General features: G+C 70.0%; 23 protein-coding genes and 2 pseudogenes. 11 read left to right on the forward strand and 14 right to left on the reverse strand.

Annotated elements, in window-relative coordinates; translation table 11 throughout:
• Positions 1-6 precede the first annotated feature (6 nt).
• On the reverse strand, positions 7-423 hold the full coding sequence (locus tag ACZ4WS_RS15595; RefSeq protein ID WP_467980677.1) for a nuclear transport factor 2 family protein: 417 nt from the start codon (positions 421-423) through the stop codon (positions 7-9).
• Between the two features lie 325 nt (positions 424-748).
• Here ACZ4WS_RS15595 and ACZ4WS_RS15600 point away from each other — a divergent pair, with 325 nt between their 5' ends.
• The 3 genes from ACZ4WS_RS15600 (at position 749) to ACZ4WS_RS15610 (ending at position 2618) form a co-directional block, all read left to right on the forward strand.
• Positions 749-1444 (forward strand): type 1 glutamine amidotransferase domain-containing protein, encoded by a 696-nt coding sequence (locus ACZ4WS_RS15600; protein WP_467980679.1) that lies wholly within the window; start codon positions 749-751, stop codon positions 1442-1444.
• A gap of 3 nt (positions 1445-1447) precedes the next feature.
• Entirely contained in the window at positions 1448-2023 is a 576-nt protein-coding gene (locus tag ACZ4WS_RS15605; RefSeq protein WP_467980681.1) for a TetR/AcrR family transcriptional regulator, read from the forward strand.
• 412 nt (positions 2024-2435) lie between these two features.
• Positions 2436-2618: a hypothetical protein gene (locus tag ACZ4WS_RS15610; RefSeq protein WP_467980683.1), complete on the forward strand. Its 183-nt coding sequence runs from the start codon at positions 2436-2438 to the stop codon at positions 2616-2618.
• A 194-nt stretch (positions 2619-2812) separates the two neighbouring features.
• Here ACZ4WS_RS15610 and ACZ4WS_RS15615 read toward each other — a convergent pair.
• The 3 genes and pseudogenes from ACZ4WS_RS15615 to ACZ4WS_RS15625 form a co-directional block, all read right to left on the reverse strand.
• A pseudogene (locus ACZ4WS_RS15615) lies at positions 2813-3181 on the reverse strand (Asp23/Gls24 family envelope stress response protein); the annotation flags it as partial.
• Entirely contained in the window at positions 3100-3273 is a 174-nt protein-coding gene (locus ACZ4WS_RS15620) for a CsbD family protein (RefSeq protein ID WP_467981088.1), read from the reverse strand. The pseudogene ACZ4WS_RS15615 and the gene ACZ4WS_RS15620, both read right to left, overlap by 82 nt.
• A gap of 67 nt (positions 3274-3340) precedes the next feature.
• Complete coding sequence (locus ACZ4WS_RS15625) at positions 3341-3787, reverse strand: hypothetical protein (RefSeq protein WP_467980685.1); 447 nt, start codon at positions 3785-3787, stop codon at positions 3341-3343.
• Positions 3788-4021: 234 nt separating this feature from the next.
• Here ACZ4WS_RS15625 and ACZ4WS_RS15630 point away from each other — a divergent pair, with 234 nt between their 5' ends.
• Positions 4022-4177: a DUF6131 family protein gene (locus ACZ4WS_RS15630; protein WP_467980687.1), complete on the forward strand. Its 156-nt coding sequence runs from the start codon at positions 4022-4024 to the stop codon at positions 4175-4177.
• A 201-nt stretch (positions 4178-4378) separates the two neighbouring features.
• On the opposite strand, the gene ACZ4WS_RS15635 is transcribed toward ACZ4WS_RS15630, so the two are convergent.
• From ACZ4WS_RS15635 to ACZ4WS_RS15660, 6 genes and pseudogenes are all read right to left on the reverse strand, one after another.
• Positions 4379-4543 (reverse strand): hypothetical protein, encoded by a 165-nt coding sequence (locus tag ACZ4WS_RS15635; protein ID WP_467980689.1) that lies wholly within the window; start codon positions 4541-4543, stop codon positions 4379-4381.
• 215 nt (positions 4544-4758) lie between these two features.
• Positions 4759-5106: a PRC-barrel domain-containing protein gene (locus ACZ4WS_RS15640; protein WP_467980691.1), complete on the reverse strand. Its 348-nt coding sequence runs from the start codon at positions 5104-5106 to the stop codon at positions 4759-4761.
• A gap of 253 nt (positions 5107-5359) precedes the next feature.
• Complete coding sequence (locus tag ACZ4WS_RS15645) at positions 5360-5569, reverse strand: DUF6381 family protein (RefSeq protein WP_467980693.1); 210 nt, start codon at positions 5567-5569, stop codon at positions 5360-5362.
• Positions 5570-6101: 532 nt separating this feature from the next.
• Positions 6102-6440 carry an ANTAR domain-containing protein gene (locus ACZ4WS_RS15650; protein ID WP_467980695.1) on the reverse strand — a complete coding sequence of 113 codons (339 nt, stop codon included), beginning with the start codon at positions 6438-6440 and terminating at the stop codon, positions 6102-6104.
• An 83-nt stretch (positions 6441-6523) separates the two neighbouring features.
• Positions 6524-6802: a hypothetical protein gene (locus tag ACZ4WS_RS15655; RefSeq protein ID WP_467980697.1), complete on the reverse strand. Its 279-nt coding sequence runs from the start codon at positions 6800-6802 to the stop codon at positions 6524-6526.
• A gap of 564 nt (positions 6803-7366) precedes the next feature.
• Positions 7367-7657: pseudogene (locus tag ACZ4WS_RS15660) on the reverse strand (DUF6328 family protein); the annotation flags it as partial.
• A gap of 435 nt (positions 7658-8092) precedes the next feature.
• On the opposite strand from ACZ4WS_RS15660, the gene ACZ4WS_RS15665 reads away from it, so the two are divergent.
• The 7 genes from ACZ4WS_RS15665 to ACZ4WS_RS15695 all read left to right on the forward strand — a co-directional run bounded on the left by ACZ4WS_RS15665 (position 8093) and on the right by ACZ4WS_RS15695 (position 14600).
• On the forward strand, positions 8093-9112 hold the full coding sequence (locus ACZ4WS_RS15665; protein ID WP_467980698.1) for a zinc-binding dehydrogenase: 1020 nt from the start codon (positions 8093-8095) through the stop codon (positions 9110-9112).
• Positions 9113-9520: 408 nt separating this feature from the next.
• On the forward strand, positions 9521-10513 hold the full coding sequence (dhaK, locus tag ACZ4WS_RS15670) for a dihydroxyacetone kinase subunit DhaK (RefSeq protein WP_467980700.1): 993 nt from the start codon (positions 9521-9523) through the stop codon (positions 10511-10513).
• 80 nt (positions 10514-10593) lie between these two features.
• Positions 10594-11193, forward strand: coding sequence for a dihydroxyacetone kinase subunit DhaL (gene dhaL, locus ACZ4WS_RS15675; RefSeq protein WP_467980701.1), 600 nt, complete (start codon positions 10594-10596; stop codon positions 11191-11193).
• Positions 11186-11602, forward strand: a complete 417-nt coding sequence (locus ACZ4WS_RS15680) for a PTS sugar transporter subunit IIA domain-containing protein (protein ID WP_467980703.1) — start codon at positions 11186-11188, stop codon at positions 11600-11602. Before dhaL ends, ACZ4WS_RS15680 begins: the two co-directional genes overlap by 8 nt.
• 323 nt (positions 11603-11925) lie before the next feature.
• Positions 11926-12903, forward strand: a complete 978-nt coding sequence (locus tag ACZ4WS_RS15685; protein WP_467980705.1) for a fibronectin type III domain-containing protein — start codon at positions 11926-11928, stop codon at positions 12901-12903.
• 21 nt (positions 12904-12924) lie between these two features.
• The gene (locus ACZ4WS_RS15690; protein ID WP_467980707.1) at positions 12925-13851 is read left to right on the forward strand and encodes a LysR family transcriptional regulator; all 927 of its coding nucleotides are present in this window, start codon (positions 12925-12927) and stop codon (positions 13849-13851) included.
• 188 nt (positions 13852-14039) lie between these two features.
• The gene (locus ACZ4WS_RS15695) at positions 14040-14600 is read left to right on the forward strand and encodes a hypothetical protein (protein WP_467980709.1); all 561 of its coding nucleotides are present in this window, start codon (positions 14040-14042) and stop codon (positions 14598-14600) included.
• A gap of 61 nt (positions 14601-14661) precedes the next feature.
• On the opposite strand, the gene ACZ4WS_RS15700 is transcribed toward ACZ4WS_RS15695, so the two are convergent.
• The 4 genes from ACZ4WS_RS15700 to ACZ4WS_RS15715 form a co-directional block, all read right to left on the reverse strand.
• The gene (locus ACZ4WS_RS15700; protein ID WP_467980710.1) at positions 14662-15207 is read right to left on the reverse strand and encodes a PadR family transcriptional regulator; all 546 of its coding nucleotides are present in this window, start codon (positions 15205-15207) and stop codon (positions 14662-14664) included.
• A gap of 52 nt (positions 15208-15259) precedes the next feature.
• Positions 15260-17275, reverse strand: a complete 2016-nt coding sequence (locus ACZ4WS_RS15705) for an FAD-dependent oxidoreductase (RefSeq protein WP_467980712.1) — start codon at positions 17273-17275, stop codon at positions 15260-15262.
• 169 nt (positions 17276-17444) lie between these two features.
• Positions 17445-18233, reverse strand: coding sequence for a putative protein N(5)-glutamine methyltransferase (locus tag ACZ4WS_RS15710; RefSeq protein ID WP_467980714.1), 789 nt, complete (start codon positions 18231-18233; stop codon positions 17445-17447).
• Between the two features lie 174 nt (positions 18234-18407).
• Complete coding sequence (locus ACZ4WS_RS15715) at positions 18408-19514, reverse strand: hypothetical protein (protein ID WP_467980716.1); 1107 nt, start codon at positions 19512-19514, stop codon at positions 18408-18410.
• Positions 19515-19604: the final 90 nt, after the last annotated feature.

A 19604-nucleotide genomic window follows, 5' to 3' on the forward strand; every position in this document is an offset into this window, starting at 1 on the left:
CTACACTTACGCGCCCGCCGCCTCCGCTCCCGCCGCCTCCGCCGCCTCCCGCGAGATCCGCTCGAACTGCGCTCCCATCGCCTCGGAGAGCGCATGAGCCGCCGTCAGCGGGCGGACCATCACCATGAGGTCGTCGATCCTGCCGTCCTCGTCGAAGTGCAGGAAGTCACAGCCGTTGATCACCTTGTCGCCCACCTTCGCCTCGAAGACCAGCGCGTGGTCACGACCGTCGGCGCCGGCGATTTCGCGCACGTAGCGGAAGTCGGTGAAGACTCGGGAGACGCCGCGCAGGATGGCCGCGGTGATCGCCTTGCCGGGGTAGGGCTTGAAGGCGACGGGACTGGTGAACACGACGTCGTCCGCCAGCATGTCCTCGATCGCGGCGAAGTCCCCGGCCTCCACGGCCTTGCGGAAGGAATGCATTGCGCCCGCCTCTCATACTCACCTAGTTGATTAATAGCATGGAAGACTAATGGCGGGGCTGTATGGCGTCCACCCTCGGAGCACGGCGACCTCCACCCTCGGAGCACGGGGAGAGGACGGTCCCGGAGAGGCATGAGATCCCTGGCCCATGGGAGACCCATTGGATGCCCTATGCCTGCAAACGGGTTCTCTATTGGTCACCTATGTCCGACCCGCATACCGTCGTGGACATCGCCGCCCTGACGATCTGAGCGCAGAGCGTCAGGGCGTACGACCGGAACCCCTCCCAGGTCCCTCGGGGCCCGCACCCTCGGAGTAACGCAGCATGTCGAAGATTCTTTTCGTGATGACCGGCGTCGACTACTGGACGCTCGCCGACGGCACCCGGCACCCGACCGGCTTCTGGGCCGAGGAGGCCGTCGCCCCGTACGAGGCCTTCAAGGCCGCGGGCCACGAGGTCGTCGTCGCCACGCCGGGCGGCGTCGTGCCGACCATGGACAAGGGGAGCCTGGCGCCCGAGTTCAACGGCGGCCAGGAGGGCGCGGACCGGATCGCGAACACCCTCGCGTCGATGGTCGAACTCCAGCGGCCGATCAAGGTGGAGGAGGTGAACCTGGACGACTACGCGGCGGTCTACTACCCCGGCGGCCACGGCCCGATGGAGGACCTCGCGGTCAACGCCGACTCCGGCCGGCTGCTCACCCTCGCGCTGGAGTCGGGCAAGCCGCTCGGTGTGGTCTGCCACGCCCCCGCCGCGCTGCTCGCCGCCACCCGCCCGGACGGCGGCAACGCCTTCGCGGGCTACCGGCTCACCGGCTTCACCAACACCGAGGAGACGCAGGCCGGTTTCGCCGACCAGGCCAAGTGGCTGCTCCAGGACCGGCTCGTCGAGGCGGGCGTCGACTTCCAGGAGGGCGAGCCGTGGGCTCCGCACGTGGTCGTCGACCGCAACCTGGTCACCGGCCAGAACCCGTCCTCCTCCGCCCCGCTCGCGGCCGAACTGCTGACGAAGCTGGCCTGAGCGATGGGTACCGACCGGCTCGACGAGGTCCTCGACGCCGCCTACGACTGCCTGACCAGGTATGGCGTACGGCGCACGACGATGGATGACATCGCCTCCGCCATGGGCGTGTCCCGGTCAGCGGTCTACCAGTACGTCCGCAGCAAGGACGATGCCTTCCGCCGCCTCGCCGGACGCCTGCACCAGCAGGCGCTCGGCCGGGCCCGGCAGGCGGCCGCCGATCAGGACGCCCCGTACGCCGAGCGCGTCCGGGGCGTCCTGGCCGCCAAGCTCGACCTGGTGCTCCAGCTGGCCGGCGACTCCCCGCACACGGCCGAACTCCTCGACGAGAAGGCCCGGTTGTTCGGCGACATCTGCCACGCCTTCAGCGGCGACCTGCGCCGCCTGCTGATCGGCCTCTTCACCGAGGCGGACTCCCCGAAGGGCATCGAGCCCGCCGAGGCCGCGGACATCTGCCTCGCCCTGATCACGGGCCTGGAGTCGGCACCCGACGGCAGGCATCTCCTGGCTCCGGCGACCGACGCGCTTCTGACCGGCCTTCTGGGGGCACAGACGCAGAATGGAAGAACACCGTCCTGACGGGCAACAGCGCCCCTGCACGTGACCAGCGTCCGCCGAGAACCGATACCGCACGTGGAGCGGACACTGCAGTTCATCTCACCCCGGAGGGACCCATGAAGATGCTCATCAACGTGTCTTGGTTTGGTACGGCCGCCTCCGAACGGCGCACAGTCTGAGGCCACCGCGGCTCTCGAGGGCCTGGCCACTCCGTCGGCAGAGGCCCTGGAGCCGCCGAGTCGGGGAGTCGCCGCCGCTCGGGCGGTCGTCCTGCGTGTTGTGATCTCGTCGTCGAAGGTTCGAGCTACCACGGAGTCGTTCGACTCCCCGCAGGATTCGCACGACTGATCGGCACCGTCCGGGGAAGTCAGCAGGCAGCGGTGCAGCCGCCGGGATCACGCGTGGTTCGCCGTCCATCGGCAGGAGTAGACAGATGTTGGCATTCGTAGCGGCCGCGCTCTTCGTCATCGCCTTCGTCATCCGCGTCACCGAGACGTCGACCGAAGTGATCTTCAGCCCGACGAGTCTCATGCTCGTCGGACTTGCTTTCCTCGCAGCGCACTCGGCCGGCGTGGGGTCCGGCTGGTCCTCCCGGGGAAGCGGACGTCGGCGCTGAGCAAAAACCGGTGCGTCCCATTCGTCCGCGCAGAATCCGTCCCCTGCCGAGCCCAAGCGAGGTGGCTCTGCCCGTCTTCCGAATCCGTGTCCTCACAGGCGGTTCTCCGGCTGCCCACAGAAACAGAGGCTTGCCGTCGCCCCGCGTACGCACTCAGCGAGGGGCATGCACAGCCCCCGAGCGTTGCCCTGGTGCACCCGGTCCTCGCTCGTCTCTGGCGTGTCCTCGTCCGGCAGGTGCACGTCGTTTACGGCTATGTTCACTTCGACGACTTCCAGGCCCGTCATCCGTTCCACCGCCGCGATCACGTTCTCGCGGACTTCTGCGGCGACCTCGGTGATGCCGACCCCGTATTCGACGACGACCTGGAGGTCGATGGCGGTGTGTTTCTCGCCGACTTCGACGCCGCGCCCCGCGCTCGCGTGCCCGCAGCGCGCACCGACACACGCTTCGACGTGACCCTGGTCGAGTTGACGGGGGGTCAGTGTTTGAAGGCGTCCTTGATCTTTGCCCCGGCCTGCTTGATGTTGCCCTTGACTTGGTGTCCGCGGCCTTCGGCCTGTAGGCGCCAGCTGCCGGTGGCGCGGCCGGTTGTTTTCTTGGCGCCGCCTTTCATCGCTTCGGCTTTGTGCGCGATCTTCTTGCCGATACTCATGGGTGGCCACCGTGGGTGAGTTGTCTGCTGGGTTTCGGTGGGAGGGGTATCCGTGGCGCTGAGCCGGTCAGCGTTCTGCGCGGTGCCCGAACAAGTGCAGTTTGCTCCGATGACCGCCGTCCGGAGCGGGAGTGCGATCACCGGGGGGTGAGTCGTTCCTCCGCGCGTTCGCGTTGTCCGCGCGGGCGGGCTCGCGTTGGTCGACCAGGTCGTCGCGGCCTCTCCCGGCAGAGGCCGTATCGTGGCGCGACTGCTTCAGTCCGTGGCGCGAGACGCTGCCACGGTGAGATGGGCGGTGGCTTACACCGGTCCACACCAGGATCAGCCCGAACAGGGCCGCCGCTCCAACGACGATGCCGTACAGGAACAGCGTGCCGGTGGAGCCGGTCATGTCGTGGCCGAATACCGAGAACCCGCCGGTGAGTTCATGCCCGCTGGCGCTGTTGGTGAGAACACCGGTCAGGCCGACGACCACCGCGGCGATCAAGATGACGAGTCCGAGGACGACGATCATGACGCGCTCCAAGGATCTACCTGCTCCTACAGTAGAACCGCACCGTCCACAAAGCCACGGGGGACGGCAGGCTCACCGGGACTGGTGGCCCACTCGCTGGAGACCATCGGCCGACCGAGATGCCGCTCGGCCGTGACCCGTGCCAACTTCCACGCATCCAGGTGTGGGTTTGTGCTGAAGGCGGCCGGGGGACTTGCTGGACAGGGGGATCACTCCGCGAGATCGGAGGACATCATGATCATCCTCGGAGTCATCCTGCTCGTCGTCGCTTTCGTGGCCAAGATCGCCATCCTGTGGACCATCGGGATCATCCTGGTCGTCATTGGGGTCATCCTGTGGATCCTCGGATCGCTGGGGCACGCGGTACGTGGACGACGGCACTACTGGTAGACGGTCTGAACCTGGGGATCGTCCCGATCCGTTCCTCGCACGACCCGACCTGTGAGCGTTCCTCGTTCCCCTGTCGGGTCGCCCTGGCTGGGCGATCGCAGGCCGCTTGCGTGTGCCAGAGCCACAGCAGGGTGGCCGTGACCGCCGTGCGGTTTTCGGGCGCCAGCCGCGGGGCCGCCGGACGGTGTAAGGGCTGGCAGGTCAGCGGGTGCGGCGTCGGCGCACTGCCGAGCGCACGGCGAGATACCCCACGTCGGCGATGAGGAGCAGTACGCCGATGGAGAGCAGATACGACATGCCCTCGACGGCCACGCCGATGATGCCCAGCACGATCGCGACCACAAGCAGGACCAGGAAGAGGACCATGGCGCTTCGCCTCCTCGGGCGGAGGGGCCACTCTCGACGGCGGGCGCGTTGCGGTTCGCCCCTGGTGCCTTCACCAGCGCCTTGTCGCAGACGACTTGACGGTGCGACCGGCGGGACGCACCGTCCGGCAAACGAAAACCAGGCAGCGCCCGTGAGCGGTCTGATCTGGCTGGTGGCCGGCTACCGGCGGGACCCGTACCGACGTGAATGAGGGGTCACATGTGCTGCCCGTAGTACTTGCCGAGCTGCTCAAGGTAGCGGGGGTCGCCGGTGTGCTTGTCCCTGTCGAACTCGGGCGCGTCCTTGATCTCGCCCTTGGTGCGGTCGACGTAGACCTTCTCCTCGGCGGTGTCGATGCGCGTGATGGTCCCGGCCGGGAGAAGTACATGCTTGCCGAAGATCCAAGCACCTGTGTCGACGACGAGGTGGGCGGCGCCGACATCGTCGGAGTGCTTGTCGATCTTGCCGATGCTGCCATCGGTCGCCTCGACCTTGAAACCGATCAGATCGGTTCCCGTCTGATATCCCGACGCTGGGTGGTAGCCCCAAATGCTTTCACTCACAACAGAATCCCTTCTTTTGCGTGACGCGAAGAGAAGACTGCACGGATTCGTCGGTGAATCCATTTCTGAAACCGGGTACGGGGAGGTTGAGAGGGCAACGACTTCTGGTGACGACGGGGACGGACGTGCGCGAGGTGCTGCCCTGGCCCTACTTCTTGCCCGTGCGACAGAACCGGTCGCAGATGGCCTCCAGCAAGTCCCGGCCGGGGCTGGAGACCATCTGCCATTGAGCGGCCGTGCCTCACTCAGGGGGCTACTGGTTCCGCCCGCCGCCAGCAGTGCCCTTCGACCTGCTCTCACCAGGCTGGCCCTGCTGCTTGGTCTGCTCCTGCAGGCGCCGGGCCTGCTCCTGAAGCTTCTGACGCTCCTGCGGGTCGGTCGTGCGCTCCGCAGCCTCGGTCAGCTTCTGGGCCTTCTCACGCATCTGCTGTGCTCGGTTGCCGGATTCACCTGCGGCGCTCATAGTCACTCCTTGGACTGTCGGGAAGAGCGGGCCCCATCAGCCAATCAGCGCCCGATCACCCCCGCATCCTGAACCGTCACCGTGCGCAATCACCGCAGGCCGGTCGCTCCAGGACACGATCTTGAAAGGTCGCATGACGTGCGTCTTGTGTTCGCGTGCGCCCGGGATGGGCAAACCGACGAAGACGCCGGGCCCGCTGAGGGCAGCTCGCGCGGTGATCACGTTGCGGGTTCATTGTCCGTCGCCCCGGAAGCGGTCGGTACGGTCGCCGCCCCGGCGGCCGGCCGCACCTGGTCATCGACAGTCCCTTGGGGACAACACTGAACCACCGAGCGCCGCGAAAAGAGCCCACCGGGAGAGCGCAAAGCGGGCAACTCGCACCCCAGTAGCGAGAGTCCGGTCATGTGCGCCTCGGTGATCGGCTGGACGGGTCGGGTCGAGAGGGCCAGGCCGGGATCAGGTACTGAGCAGGCGGTCGAAGAAGGACCGGTATTGGCGCAAGGCCAGGCGCAGGTCCTCGGTGGCCGTTCATCTATGCGGGCACCATCCCGATGCCGGGGCAAACCCCCGGATCAGGTCGAACCCGTACACCACTTCCCTGGACGCAACCAGCCGCTGCCACGTCCGGAAGTTTGGTGTTGCACTGCCGCGAGATGTCCACCAGCAGGTTCCTGGCCGGCTCACGGCGGCAAGGGGCCAGAACCATCACCATGCCGCAGGCCTGATCGATGACCGCACGGCCGGCCAGCGCTCGCCGCAGCTGATCGATCTCGGCCCGCAGCACCACGACATCCTGACCCGCCAGGTCCTCCACCGAGGCCTCGGCCGTCAGATCCCACCAATCCTTGGGGAGCGTGGTTGTGCGATTCATGGCATGTACCTCTCCACGATTTCGGCGCGTCCGGCGGGGCTGAAGCCGCCCCGCACCCCCTGGATGTCAGGCAACTTCAACAGTCACCCGCGGCGTTCACGGTCCCGACGGTCCTCGCGCCTCCAGCGCGCCCGATACTGACGGCTGTAGCGGCGATCCCAGCGGTCCTGACGGTCCCGGCGATTCTCGTAGTCCCAGTAGTCCCCGAGATCGGAACCGTCACCACGGATCCAGCCCCCGCCACCACCGCGGCCATACCGGGTGGCGCCGAAGACCAACACGGCCGCGGCCACCCACCAGAGGGGGCCAAGGAAGCCGAGGCCGAACAGGACCACGATCAGGATGAGAAGCAGAACGAACACGGCAGGCCTCCCCGGAGCGGAGCAAGGCATCACTGCCGGGGGCCGGGGCGTGTTCGAACAGCATAGTCCTGCCCAGAGGTTGCGGAAGGGGCCCACGTCAGCGTCCTCCGCCGAGACCGGATGGCCACTTGGCATCTGTTCAGGGAGTGCGGCGAGGCTTAGCGTGCGCGGTGCGGCCCGAGCCCCCGGCAGCGTCGATCACCTCTCGCGCTCCTTCGGGGGCGCACCTCGCGCATCAGTGCCGGAACCCGTCCCGTCACCAACGGGGCCGCTCCCGCATCCGCCGTCGCCACTCGATCCTGGCGCAGCATCGATGCGCCCTGTGCGGGCACCGTTCTGCTGCCCGCCGCGTCGCACGCATCCCACCGCAGGCGGTACGCATGTACGTATTGATCGTTCCAGCTTCGGCCCCCTTCGTCCTGCTTGCCACCGTGCTGGGCCTGTCCTGGTGGGAGGACCGCATCCTGCCGCTGGCCGAGCCGGTCGACGCTCCCGCCGAGGCTCCGTTTGTCCCAGCGGCCTCTGCCCAGCTCGCAGAACTCCCCCGTGTCGACACTGCGTTGACAAGGGGCTCATACCCGCCCCCGCGAGCCGTGACGAGGTCCGCACGATCTCGGGCTTGGCCCCGCGCTGAAACAGCGTGCGGTGCAAGGCAGCGGGCGCAGTGAACAGCGCCGCCGCGAGCACCGCGAGCAGCAGCGTCGTGAGGTATATGGTGCGCTGCGCCGTGTCGAGCATGGGGAAGCGGGCGGTGAAGGCCAGCGTCGGCAGAAACGCGAACAGGATCTGGACCCCGGTCTGGATGTTCCTCAGCTCCTGGAGCAGCTCCCCGTAGTTGCGGTCGGCCCGCTCCAGTGGCCGGGCAGAGCATTCCGCTCCTCTTGAGGCCTGCGGGCAGGCCTCAAGAGGAGTCCGAAGCGGCGAACGCCTCAGTTCCGTCTGGGCAGTTCAGCCGGTCGGTACGGCGAAGCGCAGGCAGCCCGATCCGGCACTCGATACGGTGGCGGGCCTTGTACCGCTCCCGGTCGAAGCCCGGTGGGCAGTCCGCCGGCGGAACCGCGCCGCAGCCGGTGCCCGGCCTGGTCGCGCTTTTCCGGGATGGTGTGCGGGATCCGGCGGCGCCGCAGGTAGGCGCGGATGCGGCGGGAGGGGTAGGCGCGATCGGCAAGGACATGGTCGGGCGCGAATCTCAACAGGCGGAATACCGGGGCGAGTCGGGAATGAAGGCGCAGCGGCTGCATGTTGACCACCGCCGACCGACTCTCCTACCCCTGGGAAGAAGGCAGGCTCATGACGTCCTCGCCGACCACTATGCGCGCCGTCCGGCTCTCCGCCCCCGGCCCCGTGGACAACCTGCGGCTGACCACGCTCCCGCTCCCGCCCGAGAGGGACGGCTGGGTGCGCATCCGCGTCGAGGCGTTCGGCCTCAACCGCTCGGAGCTGAAGCTTCGACTGGGTCTGAGCGTGGGCGTCACCTTTCCCCGGGTGCCGGGTATCGAGGCCGCCGGCACCGTCGACGCGGCCCCGGCCGGCAGCGGGCTGGCTCCCGGGCAGAAGGTCGTCGCGATGATGGGGGACATGGGGCGCACCTACGACGGCGGCTATGCCGAGTACACGTCGGTGCCGCTGTCCCAGGTCATCCCCGTCGACACCGACCTGCACTGGGAGGTGCTGGGCGCCCTGCCGGAGATGGTGCAGACCGCCTACGGCTCGCTCACCATCGGCCTGGACCTGAAGCCCGGTCAGTCCGTGCTGATCCGCGGCGGCACCTCCTCGGTGGGCCTGGCAGCCGCCGCGCTGGCCACATGGCGCGGCGCCACGGTGCTGTCCACCACCCGGCGGGCCGGCCGCCTCGCTTTGCTGAAGGAGCACGGCGTCGACCATCCCCTGCTCGACACCGGCGAGGTCGCGCCCGCCGTGCGCGAGCTGTACCCGGACGGCGTCGACGCCGCCCTTGATCTCGTCGGCACGCCGACCCTGCCCGACACTCTGCGCGCGGTGCGCGTGCACGGCACGGCCTGCTTCGGCGGCAGCCTCTCCAACCAGTGGACGGTGCGGGACTTCTCCCCGAACGAGTACCTGCCGAAGGGTGTGCGCCTGGCGGGCTACTTCGGCGACGCCGCCGACCTGCCTCGGGAGGCCTTCCAGGAGATCCTCGACGCGGTCGCGGCCGGCCGGCTGGCCTTCCCCGTGGACCGCGTCTACGACGGCCTGGAGCAGGTGCCGCAGGCCCACGACGACATGGAGCACGACCGCGCCGCCGGCAAGCTCGTCGTCCGCGTCCGGCATCCGGGGACGAGTGGAGAGTAGGCCGGCAGCATGGCCGCGTCGTAACCGGCGGATGCCAGGCCGCGGTGTCGCAGAACGGGTCCTGGGCGGCCTGGCCGACCGTGGCGCACGGCGCGAGGAGGCCGCGATGCCCTGTTCTTCGCCCGCGAGGGCTTCACCGTGTGCGCCGACGAACCCGAGAGTGTCGCCACACGTGACCACCTCCCCCTGAGCGCCGATACTGCCGAGTGTGAACTGCTCGGCTCGCCCACCTGCGCAACACCAGAACCTGACGATGTATCAGCAAAGTCGGCGACAGGTCAGCATCAGCCCCGCCGGAGCCCGCGTCGAGCCGCCACGGAACGCCAAGATCAACAACCGTCCATACACATGCTGACCAGGAAAAATACCGGTCAGAGGCTAAGCTGGTAGTCACACGAGGAGGTACCCATGAAGATGCTCATCAACGTGGCGGAGACGGTGGTCGCGGACGCGCTGCGGGGTATGGCGGCCGCGCATCCGGAGCTGACGGTGGACGTCGAGAACCGGGTGATCGTACGGCGGGACGCTCCGGTGGCCGGAAAAGTGGGCCTGGTCTCGGGCGGCGGGTCGGGGCACGAGCCGCTGCACGGGGGTTTCGTCGGTCCCGGAATGCTGTCGGCTGCGTGTCCCGGCGAGGTCTTCACGTCTCCGGTGCCGGACCAGATGGTGCGGGCGGCGGCCGCCGTGAACAGCGGCGCGGGTGTGCTGTTCATCGTGAAGAACTACACAGGCGACGTGCTGAACTTCGACATGGCCGCGGAGCTGGCCGAGGACGAGGGCATCCAGATCGCGAAGGTCCTCGTCAATGACGATGTCGCCGTCACCGACAGTCTCTACACGGCCGGACGGCGTGGCACGGGCGCGACGCTGTTCGTGGAGAAGATCGCGGGGGCCGCGGCCGAGGAAGGCGCGCCCCTGGAGCGGGTGGAGTCACTGGCCCGGCAGGTCAACGAGAGCTCCCGCAGCTTCGGCGTCGCCCTCAGCGCCTGCACCACTCCGGCCAAGGGCAGCCCCACCTTCGATCTGCCGCCCGGGGAGCTGGAGCTGGGCGTCGGCATCCACGGCGAGCCCGGCCGGGAGCGGCGCGCGATGATGACCTCGCGCGAGATCGCCGACTTCTCGGTGCACGCGATCCTGGAGGACCTCAATCCGCGCAATCCGGTGCTGGTCCTGGTCAACGGCATGGGCGCGACCCCGCTGCTGGAGCTGTACGGCTTCAACGCGGAGGTGCAGCGGGTGCTGACCGAGCGCGGGGTGCCCGTGGCGCGCACGCTGGTCGGCAACTACGTGACCTCGCTGGACATGGCCGGCGCCTCGGTGACGCTGTGTCAGGTGGACGAGGAACTGCTGCGGCTGTGGGACGCGCCGGTGAAGACCTCGGGCCTGCGCTGGGGTATGTGACCTCGGTCAGCACCCGGTCGGCGGCCGCTCGGCGGCAACCTCGACACCAGGTCAACGTTCGGACCACGCAAGGAGATTCTGTGCTCGACGCCGATTTCTTCCGCCGTTGGATGACGGTCACCGCCGCGTCCGTGGACCGCGAGGCGGAACGGCTCACCGCCCTGGACTCGCCAATCGGCGACGCCGACCACGGCAGCAATCTGCAGCGCGGGTTCACCGCCGTGGTGGCCACCCTGGAGAAGGAGGCGCCGGACACGCCCGGCGCCGTCCTCACGCTCGCCGGACGGCAGCTGATCTCGACGGTCGGCGGTGCGTCGGGGCCGCTGTACGGCACCTTGCTGCGCCGGACCGGCAAGGAGCTCGGGGACGCCGCCGAGGTCACCGAGGAGCAGTTCGCGGACGCGCTGCGCACGGGCGTGGACGCGGTGATGGCGCTGGGCGGAGCCGCCCCCGGCGACAAGACCATGATCGACGCGCTGGTGCCCGCGGTCGACGCGCTCGCCGGCTCCTTCGCCGCGGCGAAGGCCGCCGCCGAGGAGGGCGCCGTCGCGACGACGCCGTTGCAGGCCCGCAAGGGCCGGGCCAGCTATCTGGGCGAGCGCAGCATCGGGCACCAGGATCCCGGCGCCACGTCCTCCTCGCTGCTGATCGCGGCGCTCGTGGAGGCGTCCGGTGAGTGACTCCACGGGCAGGCTCGTCGGCATCGTGCTCGTGTCGCACAGTGCCGCCGTCGCCGCCTCCGTCGCCGAGCTGGCGGCGGGTCTGGCCGGTGGCGGCACCACCGCTCCCATCGCCCCGGCGGGCGGCACCCTGGACGGCGGCCTCGGCACAAGCGCCGAGCTGATCTCCGCCGCGGCCGCCTCCGTGGACCGCGGCGCCGGGGTCGCCGTCATCACCGACCTGGGCAGCGCGGTCCTCACCGTGAAGGCCCTGCTCGCCGAGGGCGACGAACTCCCGGACAACACCCGCCTGGTGGACGCGCCCTTCGTCGAGGGCGCGGTGGCCGCGGTCGTCACGGCCTCGGCGGGCGCGGACCTCGCCGCGGTGGAGGCGGCAGCGGCGGAGGCGTACTCGTACAGAAAGGAATGACGTCGTCGTACACGTGACAGCGGTGCGTCCCCCGGGAGGAGGTCGGACGGCGCATCGCGGCTTCGGCGGGGGCCGTGCGGCCGAGGGCCCGAGCCGCAGTCGGCTCCGGCCACTCGACCGCCCTCGCCGGCGCGGGATCAGCGACGACAGCGGTCCGCGCCGTGGGCGTGAACTCCCCTGAGACAAAAGCGAGTTCACGCCGCGTCAGGATCAGCATACGTACCCGCACCGCGGTCCGGCGAACGGCCGCCCGCCCTCTTGATGTGATCGCGTCAGCCGTGTCTTATAGGTACAGACCAATCCCGTCGAGGGAAGGCAGGCCCGTGCGACGCGTTCAGCTTGCGTTGGTGTGCGGCTCGCTGCTCGTCCTGACGTCCTGCGGATGGGGCGCACGGCACGACGGCCAGGGCGCACGTCTGCCCTCGGCCCCGCTGGGCGTCACCGCCGCGGCGGGCAGTGCGACCAGCGTGCACGTCATGTGGAACCGGGCTTCCGGAGACCAGAAGGTCACCGCGTACGAGGTGTATCGCGGCACCACGAAGGTGAAGGAAGTGCCCGGCGCGGAGCACATGGCCGACATCACCAGGCTCACACCGTCGACGACGTACGTCTTCACGGTCCGGGCCCGCAACGCCGCCGGGGACTCCGGACCGCCCAGCAAACAGGTGCGCGCCGGCACACCGGCAGCGGTCGCGGCCGACCACCTGGCCCCCACCCGCCCGGCCCGGCCGCGCGGCAAGGCGGTCGGGAGCCGGGCGGCCCAGCTGACCTGGCAGAAGTCGACGGACGACCGGGGCGTGACCTCGTACGACATCTACCAGGGCACCTCGAAGATCCACAGCGTGGGCGGCGCCCAGACGGCGACGGTGGTCACCGGGCTGCGGCCCGGCACCCGCTACTCCTTCACCGTGCGGGCGCGCGACGCGGCGGACAACGTCTCGGCCGCGAGCGACGCCGTGCGGCTCACCACAGCGTCGGGTTCGGATGACGTCCGGGGCACCGCACCGACCGGCTTCCGTGCGACGACCCACCGGGCGGACGGGGCCTACTACATCGATCTGTCCTGGCTTCCGCCGGACGCGGACGGCGTGATCACGGAGTATCAGATCCATCTCGACGGACGTCCGGTCACCTCGCTCGTCTGGGGCGGCACACCGCCCAGCGGCACGTCCACGTACAGCTTCTACGTGGGACGGGACACCGGGGTCACGCACCGCGTGCGGATCAGGGCGAAGCTGCCGGACGGCACGTGGGGCGGGTACTCGGCGGAGCGCACGGTGACAACGCGCAACCGGCAATAGGTGCGACGTAGGGTTACCGTTATGGCCCATAGGGAACCCAATGTCGCGCCGCTTGACCTCTCCCTGCTGCGCACCTTCCTCGCGGTGCACCGGGCGGGGTCGTTCACCGCGGCCGCGCGGCTGCTCGGTCTGTCCCAGCCGACGGTCACGACGCAGATGCGGTCGCTGGAGGAGCAGCTGGGGCGGGAGCTGTTCGAGCGGGGGCCGCGCGGTGTGGTGCCCACGTCGGTGGCGGACGAGCTGGCCGCGCAGGTCGCGGCGCCGCTGGACACGCTCGCCGTGGTCGCGGACCGCGGCGGCTTCGGCGCCGACCAGCCGCCCGACCCCGTACACGTGGCGGGCCCGGCCGAGCTGCTGTGCACGAAGGCGCTGCCCGCGCTCGCGCCGCTGGCGGCACAGGGCGTACGGATGCGGGTCAGCACCGGTCTGACCGACGACCTCCTGGAGGGGCTGCGCGGCGGGCGTTTCGACCTGGTGATCGCCACGACACGGCCGCGCGGCCGCACCCTGACGTCCGTGCCGCTGATGGACGAGGAGTTCGTGCTCGTCGCAGCGCCGGAGTGGGCGGAGCGCCTCGGGCCCGGCCGGGTGGCGGCCGAGGGGCCCGCAGCGCTGCGCGGGGCGCCCCTGGTGACGTACGCCGAGGATCTGCCCATCGCCCGCCGTTACTGGCGGCATGTCTTCGGTGTACGGCTCACCGGGCAGGCCGCGATCACGGTGCCCGATCTGCGGGGCGTGCTCGCGGCGGTCGTGGCCGGCGCCGGGATCACCGTGCTCCCCCGCTACCTGTGCCACGACGAGCTGGCCTCCGGCGCCCTGGTGCCCCTGCTGTCCCCCGAGGACCCGCCGATCAACACCGGGTATCTCACCCAGCGGCCCGGGGCCTCGGACAACCCGCATGTGGCGCTCGTCCGGGAGCGGCTGCTGCAGGCGGGCCGTACCTGGTGAGGGTCGGCCATCTGGCGTAACAAGCCTTCAGCCGTCCGCCGGACGAAGGAATTCGTCACCTGCCCGGTCCCCGTCCGCATGCGGGCCCGGCCTCGGGCACGTTGGCTCTCCCTGAGGCAGCACGGGCCTTTCCAATCCTCGGCGGCGCATGGGATGTACCGCCAACCGTGCCGCTGGAGGGCAGTCCTATGCGTTCTACTCAGACACTTCTCCGCTCCGGCCTGACCGTGGCCGCCGCCGCTGCGCTTCCGCTCACCCTGGCCGCCCCGTCGGCCGTCGCGTGGGGTTCGGGGATCTCCGTGAGCACCAGCGGATCCGCGGTTTCGGTCACCACCAGTGCCTGTCCGAGCAACGGCAGCAGCTTCGGCAACGCCTCTTTGCTCTCCAGTGGACAGGCGAACTTCGCTCAGGGGCGCCAGTCGGCGTTGACCGGGACGAGCAATAGCCAGTCGTCGTCCTGGTCGAATGTGAGTGCCGGCACCTACACCGTCATCGTGGTCTGCCAGGACGGGACGACGGCGGGCACCCAGTCCATCGTCGTCTCGGCCGCCGCCGCGACCCCCAGAATCTCCTCGACGGCCTCGACGGCCTCGCCGTCCTCGCCGTCGCGCGGGGTGATGGGCGGTCTCGGCGGCGCCGCCAAGGACTACGGCACCCTCACCGTCGTGGGCGGCGGGGTGCTGGTCGCCGTCGGCACCGTGGCGGCGGCGTGGTTCCTGCGCCGTCGGGCCAAGCCCAACCGGCTCTGATCCGGCGGCCCGCCACCTCACGGGCGGCCGGCGGCCCGACTCCGGTCGGGCGGGCGGCCGCCTACTCGTGCGCCGGCAGGTGCTCGAACTCCTCCAGGGCGTGCGTCAGCCACTGGGTCCAGAAGGTCTCCAGGTCGATGCCGGCACGCAGCACGAGGTGCCGCAGGCGGTCCTGGGGAGTGTCCTTGCCCGGCGGGAAATCCCGCTTCTGGATCTCCTCGTACTCGTGCAACTGCCGCCGGTGCAGGTCAAGATGGCGGCGCAGGTCGGCTTCGACACCCGCGGTGCCGACCACCGCCGCGGCGCGCAGCCGCAGCAGCATCGTGTCGCGCAGGGGCTTGGGGTCCTGGGACGCGGCGGTCCAGCGGGCGAGTTCGTCGCCGCCCGCGGGCAGGACCTCGTAGCTCTTCTTCTGGCCCCGGGCCGGCTGCTCGGAGGGCAGGGCCCGGATGTAGCCCTCGGCCTCCAGTTTTCCCAGCTCGCGATAGATCTGCTGATGCGTCGCCGACCAGAAGTAGCCGATCGACTTGTCGAACCGCCGGGTCAGTTCGAGGCCCGACGACGGCTTCTCGAGCAGGGCGGTGAGGATCGCGTGCGGGAGTGACATGGGGTCATCCTAGGGAGGGCCGCCCACCGGACAGCCCTCCCGCCTTCCTTGCCTAGAGCGCCGCCGCCAGCTCCGTGCCCTGCTTGATGGCACGCTTGGCGTCCAGTTCGGCGGCCACGTCGGCGCCGCCGATGAGGTGCACGCTGCGGCCCGCGGCGAGCAGCTCCTCGTACAGGTCGCGGCGCGGCTCCTGCCCGGTGCAGAGGACGATCGTGTCGACCTCGAGGACCTGACTGCGCCCCTCGACAGTGACGTGCAGCCCGGCGTCGTCGATCCGGTCGTACTGGACGCCCGGGACCATGGTGACGCCCCGGTGCTTGAGCTCGGTGCGGTGGATCCAGCCGGTGGTCTTGCCGAGTCCGGCGCCGACCTTGGAGGCCTTGCGCTGGAGGAGGTGGACGGTGCGCGGCGGGGCGGGCCGTTCGGGGGCGGCGAGGCCGCCCGGCGCCCGGTAGTCCATGTCGACGCCCCAGTTCCGGAAGTACGTCGCCGGGTCCTCGCTCGCCTTGTCGCCGCCGTCGGTCAGGTACTCGGCGACGTCGAAGCCGATACCGCCGGCGCCGAGGATCGCGACGCGGTCGCCGACGGGGGCGCCGTCGCGCAGGACGTCGAGGTAGCCGACAACGCTGGGGTGGTCCACGCCGGGGATCTCGGGGGTGCGGGGGCTGACGCCGGTGGCGACGACGACCTCGTCGTACGCGTCCAGACCGTCCGCGGTGACGCGCGTGTTCAACTCGACGTCCACACCGTGCAGTTCGAGCTGCGTACGGAAGTAGCGGATCGTCTCGTCGAACTCCTGCTTGCCGGGGACCTTGCGGGCCACGTTGAGCTGGCCGCCGATGTCGTGCGCGGCGTCGTAGAGAGTGACATCGTGGCCGCGCTCGGCGGCGTTGACCGCGCAGGCGAGCCCTGCGGGTCCGGCGCCTACGACGGCAACTCGCTTGCGCAGGCGGGTCGGCGCGAGGACCAGCTCCGTCTCGTGGCAGGCGCGCGGGTTGACCAGGCAAGAGGTGATCTTGCCGCTGAAGGTGTGGTCGAGGCAGGCCTGGTTGCAGCCGATGCAGGTGTTGATGGCCTCGGGGCGCCCGGCTTCCGCCTTGGCGACGAAGTCCGGGTCGGCGAGCATCGGCCGGGCCAGCGACACCATGTCGGCGTGGCCGTCGGCGAGCAACTGTTCAGCCAGCTCAGGGGTGTTGATGCGGTTGGTCGTCACCAGCGGGATGGAGACGGCGCCCATGACCTTCTTGGTCACCCAGGCGTACGCCCCACGCGGCACCGAGGTCGCGATGGTGGGGATACGCGCCTCGTGCCAGCCGATGCCGGTGTTGATGATCGTCGCTCCGGCGGCCTCGACGGCCTTGGCCAGCGTGATCACCTCCGCCAGCGAGGAGCCGCCCGGCACCAGGTCCAGCATCGACAGCCGGTAGATGATGATGAAGTCCTCGCCGACCGCCTCCCGCACCCGCCGGACGATCTCGACGGGGAAGCGCATGCGGTTCTCGTACGAGCCGCCCCAGCGGTCCTCGCGCTTGTTGGTCTGCGCGGCGATGAACTCGTTGATCAGATAGCCCTCGGAGCCCATGATCTCGACGCCGTCATAACCGGCCAGCTTCGCCAGCCGGGCGGCGCGCGCGTAGTCGTCGATGGTCTGCTCGACCTCGGTGTCGGTGAGCGCGTGCGGCGCGAAGGGGCTGATCGGCGCCTGCAGGGCGCTCGGGGCGACCAGGTCCTGGTGGTAGGCGTACCGACCGAAGTGCAGGATCTGCATCGCGATCTTGCCGCCCTCGCGGTGCACCGCGGCGGTGATCCCGGCGTGCTGCTCGGCCTCCGCCTCGGTGGTCAGCTTGGCGCCGCCCTCGTACGGCCGTCCCGCCTCGTTCGGCGCGATACCGCCGGTGACGATGAGACCGACGCCACCGCGGGCCCGGGTGGCGTAGAACTCCGCCATCCGCTCGAAGCCGCGCTCGGCCTCCTCCAGGCCCACGTGCATGGAGCCCATGAGTACGCGGTTGGGCAGGGTGGTGAAGCCCAGGTCGAGCGGGTTCAGCAGGTGCGGGTAACGGCTCATCGGGCCCTCCGTGCGCGGTGTCGTGTGTCTGTTGTAGACGACGGCGGAGGGGGGGGGGGGGGGGTTTTCGGCAACCCCCCCCACCCCGCCGCTCCCCCCCCCCGAGCAAACCCCCGACCCTCTCCCCCCCCCCCCCCCCCCCCCCCCCCCCCGCCGTCGTCATGCGCTCTCAGCGGGCGAACGTCTGGGCCCTGGTCCCGATCACGACGTTGGCGTACAGCTCGTCCGAGACCACGAGCCGCGCGACGAGACCACTGCGGGTGAACGTGTCGACGGCCAGGGGAGCCTGGCGTTCGCTTGTCTCGACGAGCAGGCAGCCGCCGGGGGCCAGCCACTCGGGTGCCCCGGCGGCGACCCGGCGCAGGATGTCGAGCCCGTCGGAGCCTCCGTCCAGCGCGACGAGGGGTTCGTGGTCGCGGGCCTCCGGGGGCAGCAGGCCGACCTCGCCGGTGGGGACGTACGGGACGTTGGCGGCCAGGACGTCGACGCGGCCGCGCAGGGTGTCGGGCAGCGCCGTGAAGAGGTCGCCGTGGTGGACGTGACCGCTGAAGGGAGCCACGTTGCGGCGGGCGCAGCGCACCGCGGCCGGGTCGATGTCGGCGGAGTGCAGCTCGGGCCCGCCGAGGGCCGCGGCCAGGGCGGCACCCACCGCGCCCGAGCCGCAGCACAGGTCCACGACGACGGACGCGCCCTTCGCGAGGGCTACCGCCTGGTCGACGAGGAACTCGGTGCGGCGGCGGGGCACGAAGACGCCCGGCTCCACGGAGATGCGCAGACCGTGGAACCCGGCCCAGCCGAGGACGTGTTCGAGGGGCAGTCCCGAGACGCGCCGGTCCACCATGGTGGCGACCTCGTCCGGGGTGCCGGCGGTGGAGAGGATCAACTCCGCCTCGTCCTCGGCGAAGACACAGCCTGCGGAGCGGAGCGCGGCGACAACGGAATCAGACAGAGGGGGCATGGAAGCCGAGAGCCTTTCGGGAGCCGAAGGGCGCTCTCGCGGTCGCCTACGGGCGAGCCGCGTTGCCTTGAGGTGAGAGCACCCGACCTGACACAGCGGTAATGGGTCTCACCTCCTCGGCAACTCCTCGGCTGGGGCGGTCCGCAGCCGGGACGGCAACACTAACAGGAGCGGTCAGACGGCGACCGACTCCTCCAGCTCTTCCTCGACTTCCTCGGCTCCGCCTGCGCCGGCTTCCTCGGCCGCGCCTGCGCCGGTTTCCTCGGTCTCGGCGACCGGCTCGGGCTTCTCCTGTGCGGCTCCACGGGCGCGAACCCGCTCGACACCACCGGCGACGGCCGTGACCAGCATGCCGACCAGCAGCCAGGCGACCAGCGTCCCCACGTTGCCCGCCAGCCCGTCACGGTCGAAGTAGAGGAGGCTGCGGATGCCCTCGACGAATCCCGCACCGTTCCAGAAGGCGTGCAGGGCGCCGAAGAAGCCGTTCTGGAGTTCGGGCCGGAACAGGCCGCCCGAACTGGTGAAGTTGAGCATCACGAAGAGCACCATCATCGCGAGCGTGGTCCAGCGCTTGAGGAACGTGTGGAGTCCGAGGCCGATGAAGAGGATGCCCGCGGAGTAGAGCCAGCTCATCCCCCAGACGCTCGCGAGGTCGTGGTGCGCGAGGTGGAAGACGGGCCCGGCGAGCGCCGCGCCGATGACACTCACGACACCGGAGACCCCTACGGCCAGCAGCGCCCGTATCCGCATGGGCAGGCCCGCGCCCGCGGCGCCGAGCGCGGCGACGGACGCGTACGAGCCGATGCTCAGTGCGATCAGCAGGAAGAACAGGCCCTGGCCCGTGGGGTCGTCGTCGACCGGCGGGGCGACGTCGGTGACCCTCAGCATCGCTCCCTGCTGGGCGGCGACCGGCGTGAAGACCTTCTCGACGGCCATGGCGCCCATGTCGGACGCGGCGGTGGCGACAACCAGCTCCGGCGCCTTCGCGCTCGGCACATAAGCGCCCGTGATGTCACGGGACTTGAGCAGACCGACCGCCTCGGAGCGGCTCGCGACGGTCCGGACGTCGAGCGCGTCCCCCGCCTTGTCCTTGACCGTCTGGGCGAAGACCTTCGCCTCGGCCTCGGCCCCGGAACCGACGACCGCGACGGGCAGGTGATGCGGCTCCGGCGTCACGAACGCGCCCATGTAGGCGAGCCCCATGCCGACGCACATCAGCAGCGGGGTGACCAGGTGCGTCAGCACGTGGCGCAGCGCCGGCGACCGTAGCCCGGTGACCATGCGAACTCCTAATAGTTGGCTTATACAACTCTCACTTCAAGTTGTACTATACAACCAGAAGAGGGAAGGAGGCCCCGTGAAGTCAGCCGA

It is taken from the genome of Streptomyces sp. NPDC029292, from assembly GCF_055569295.1.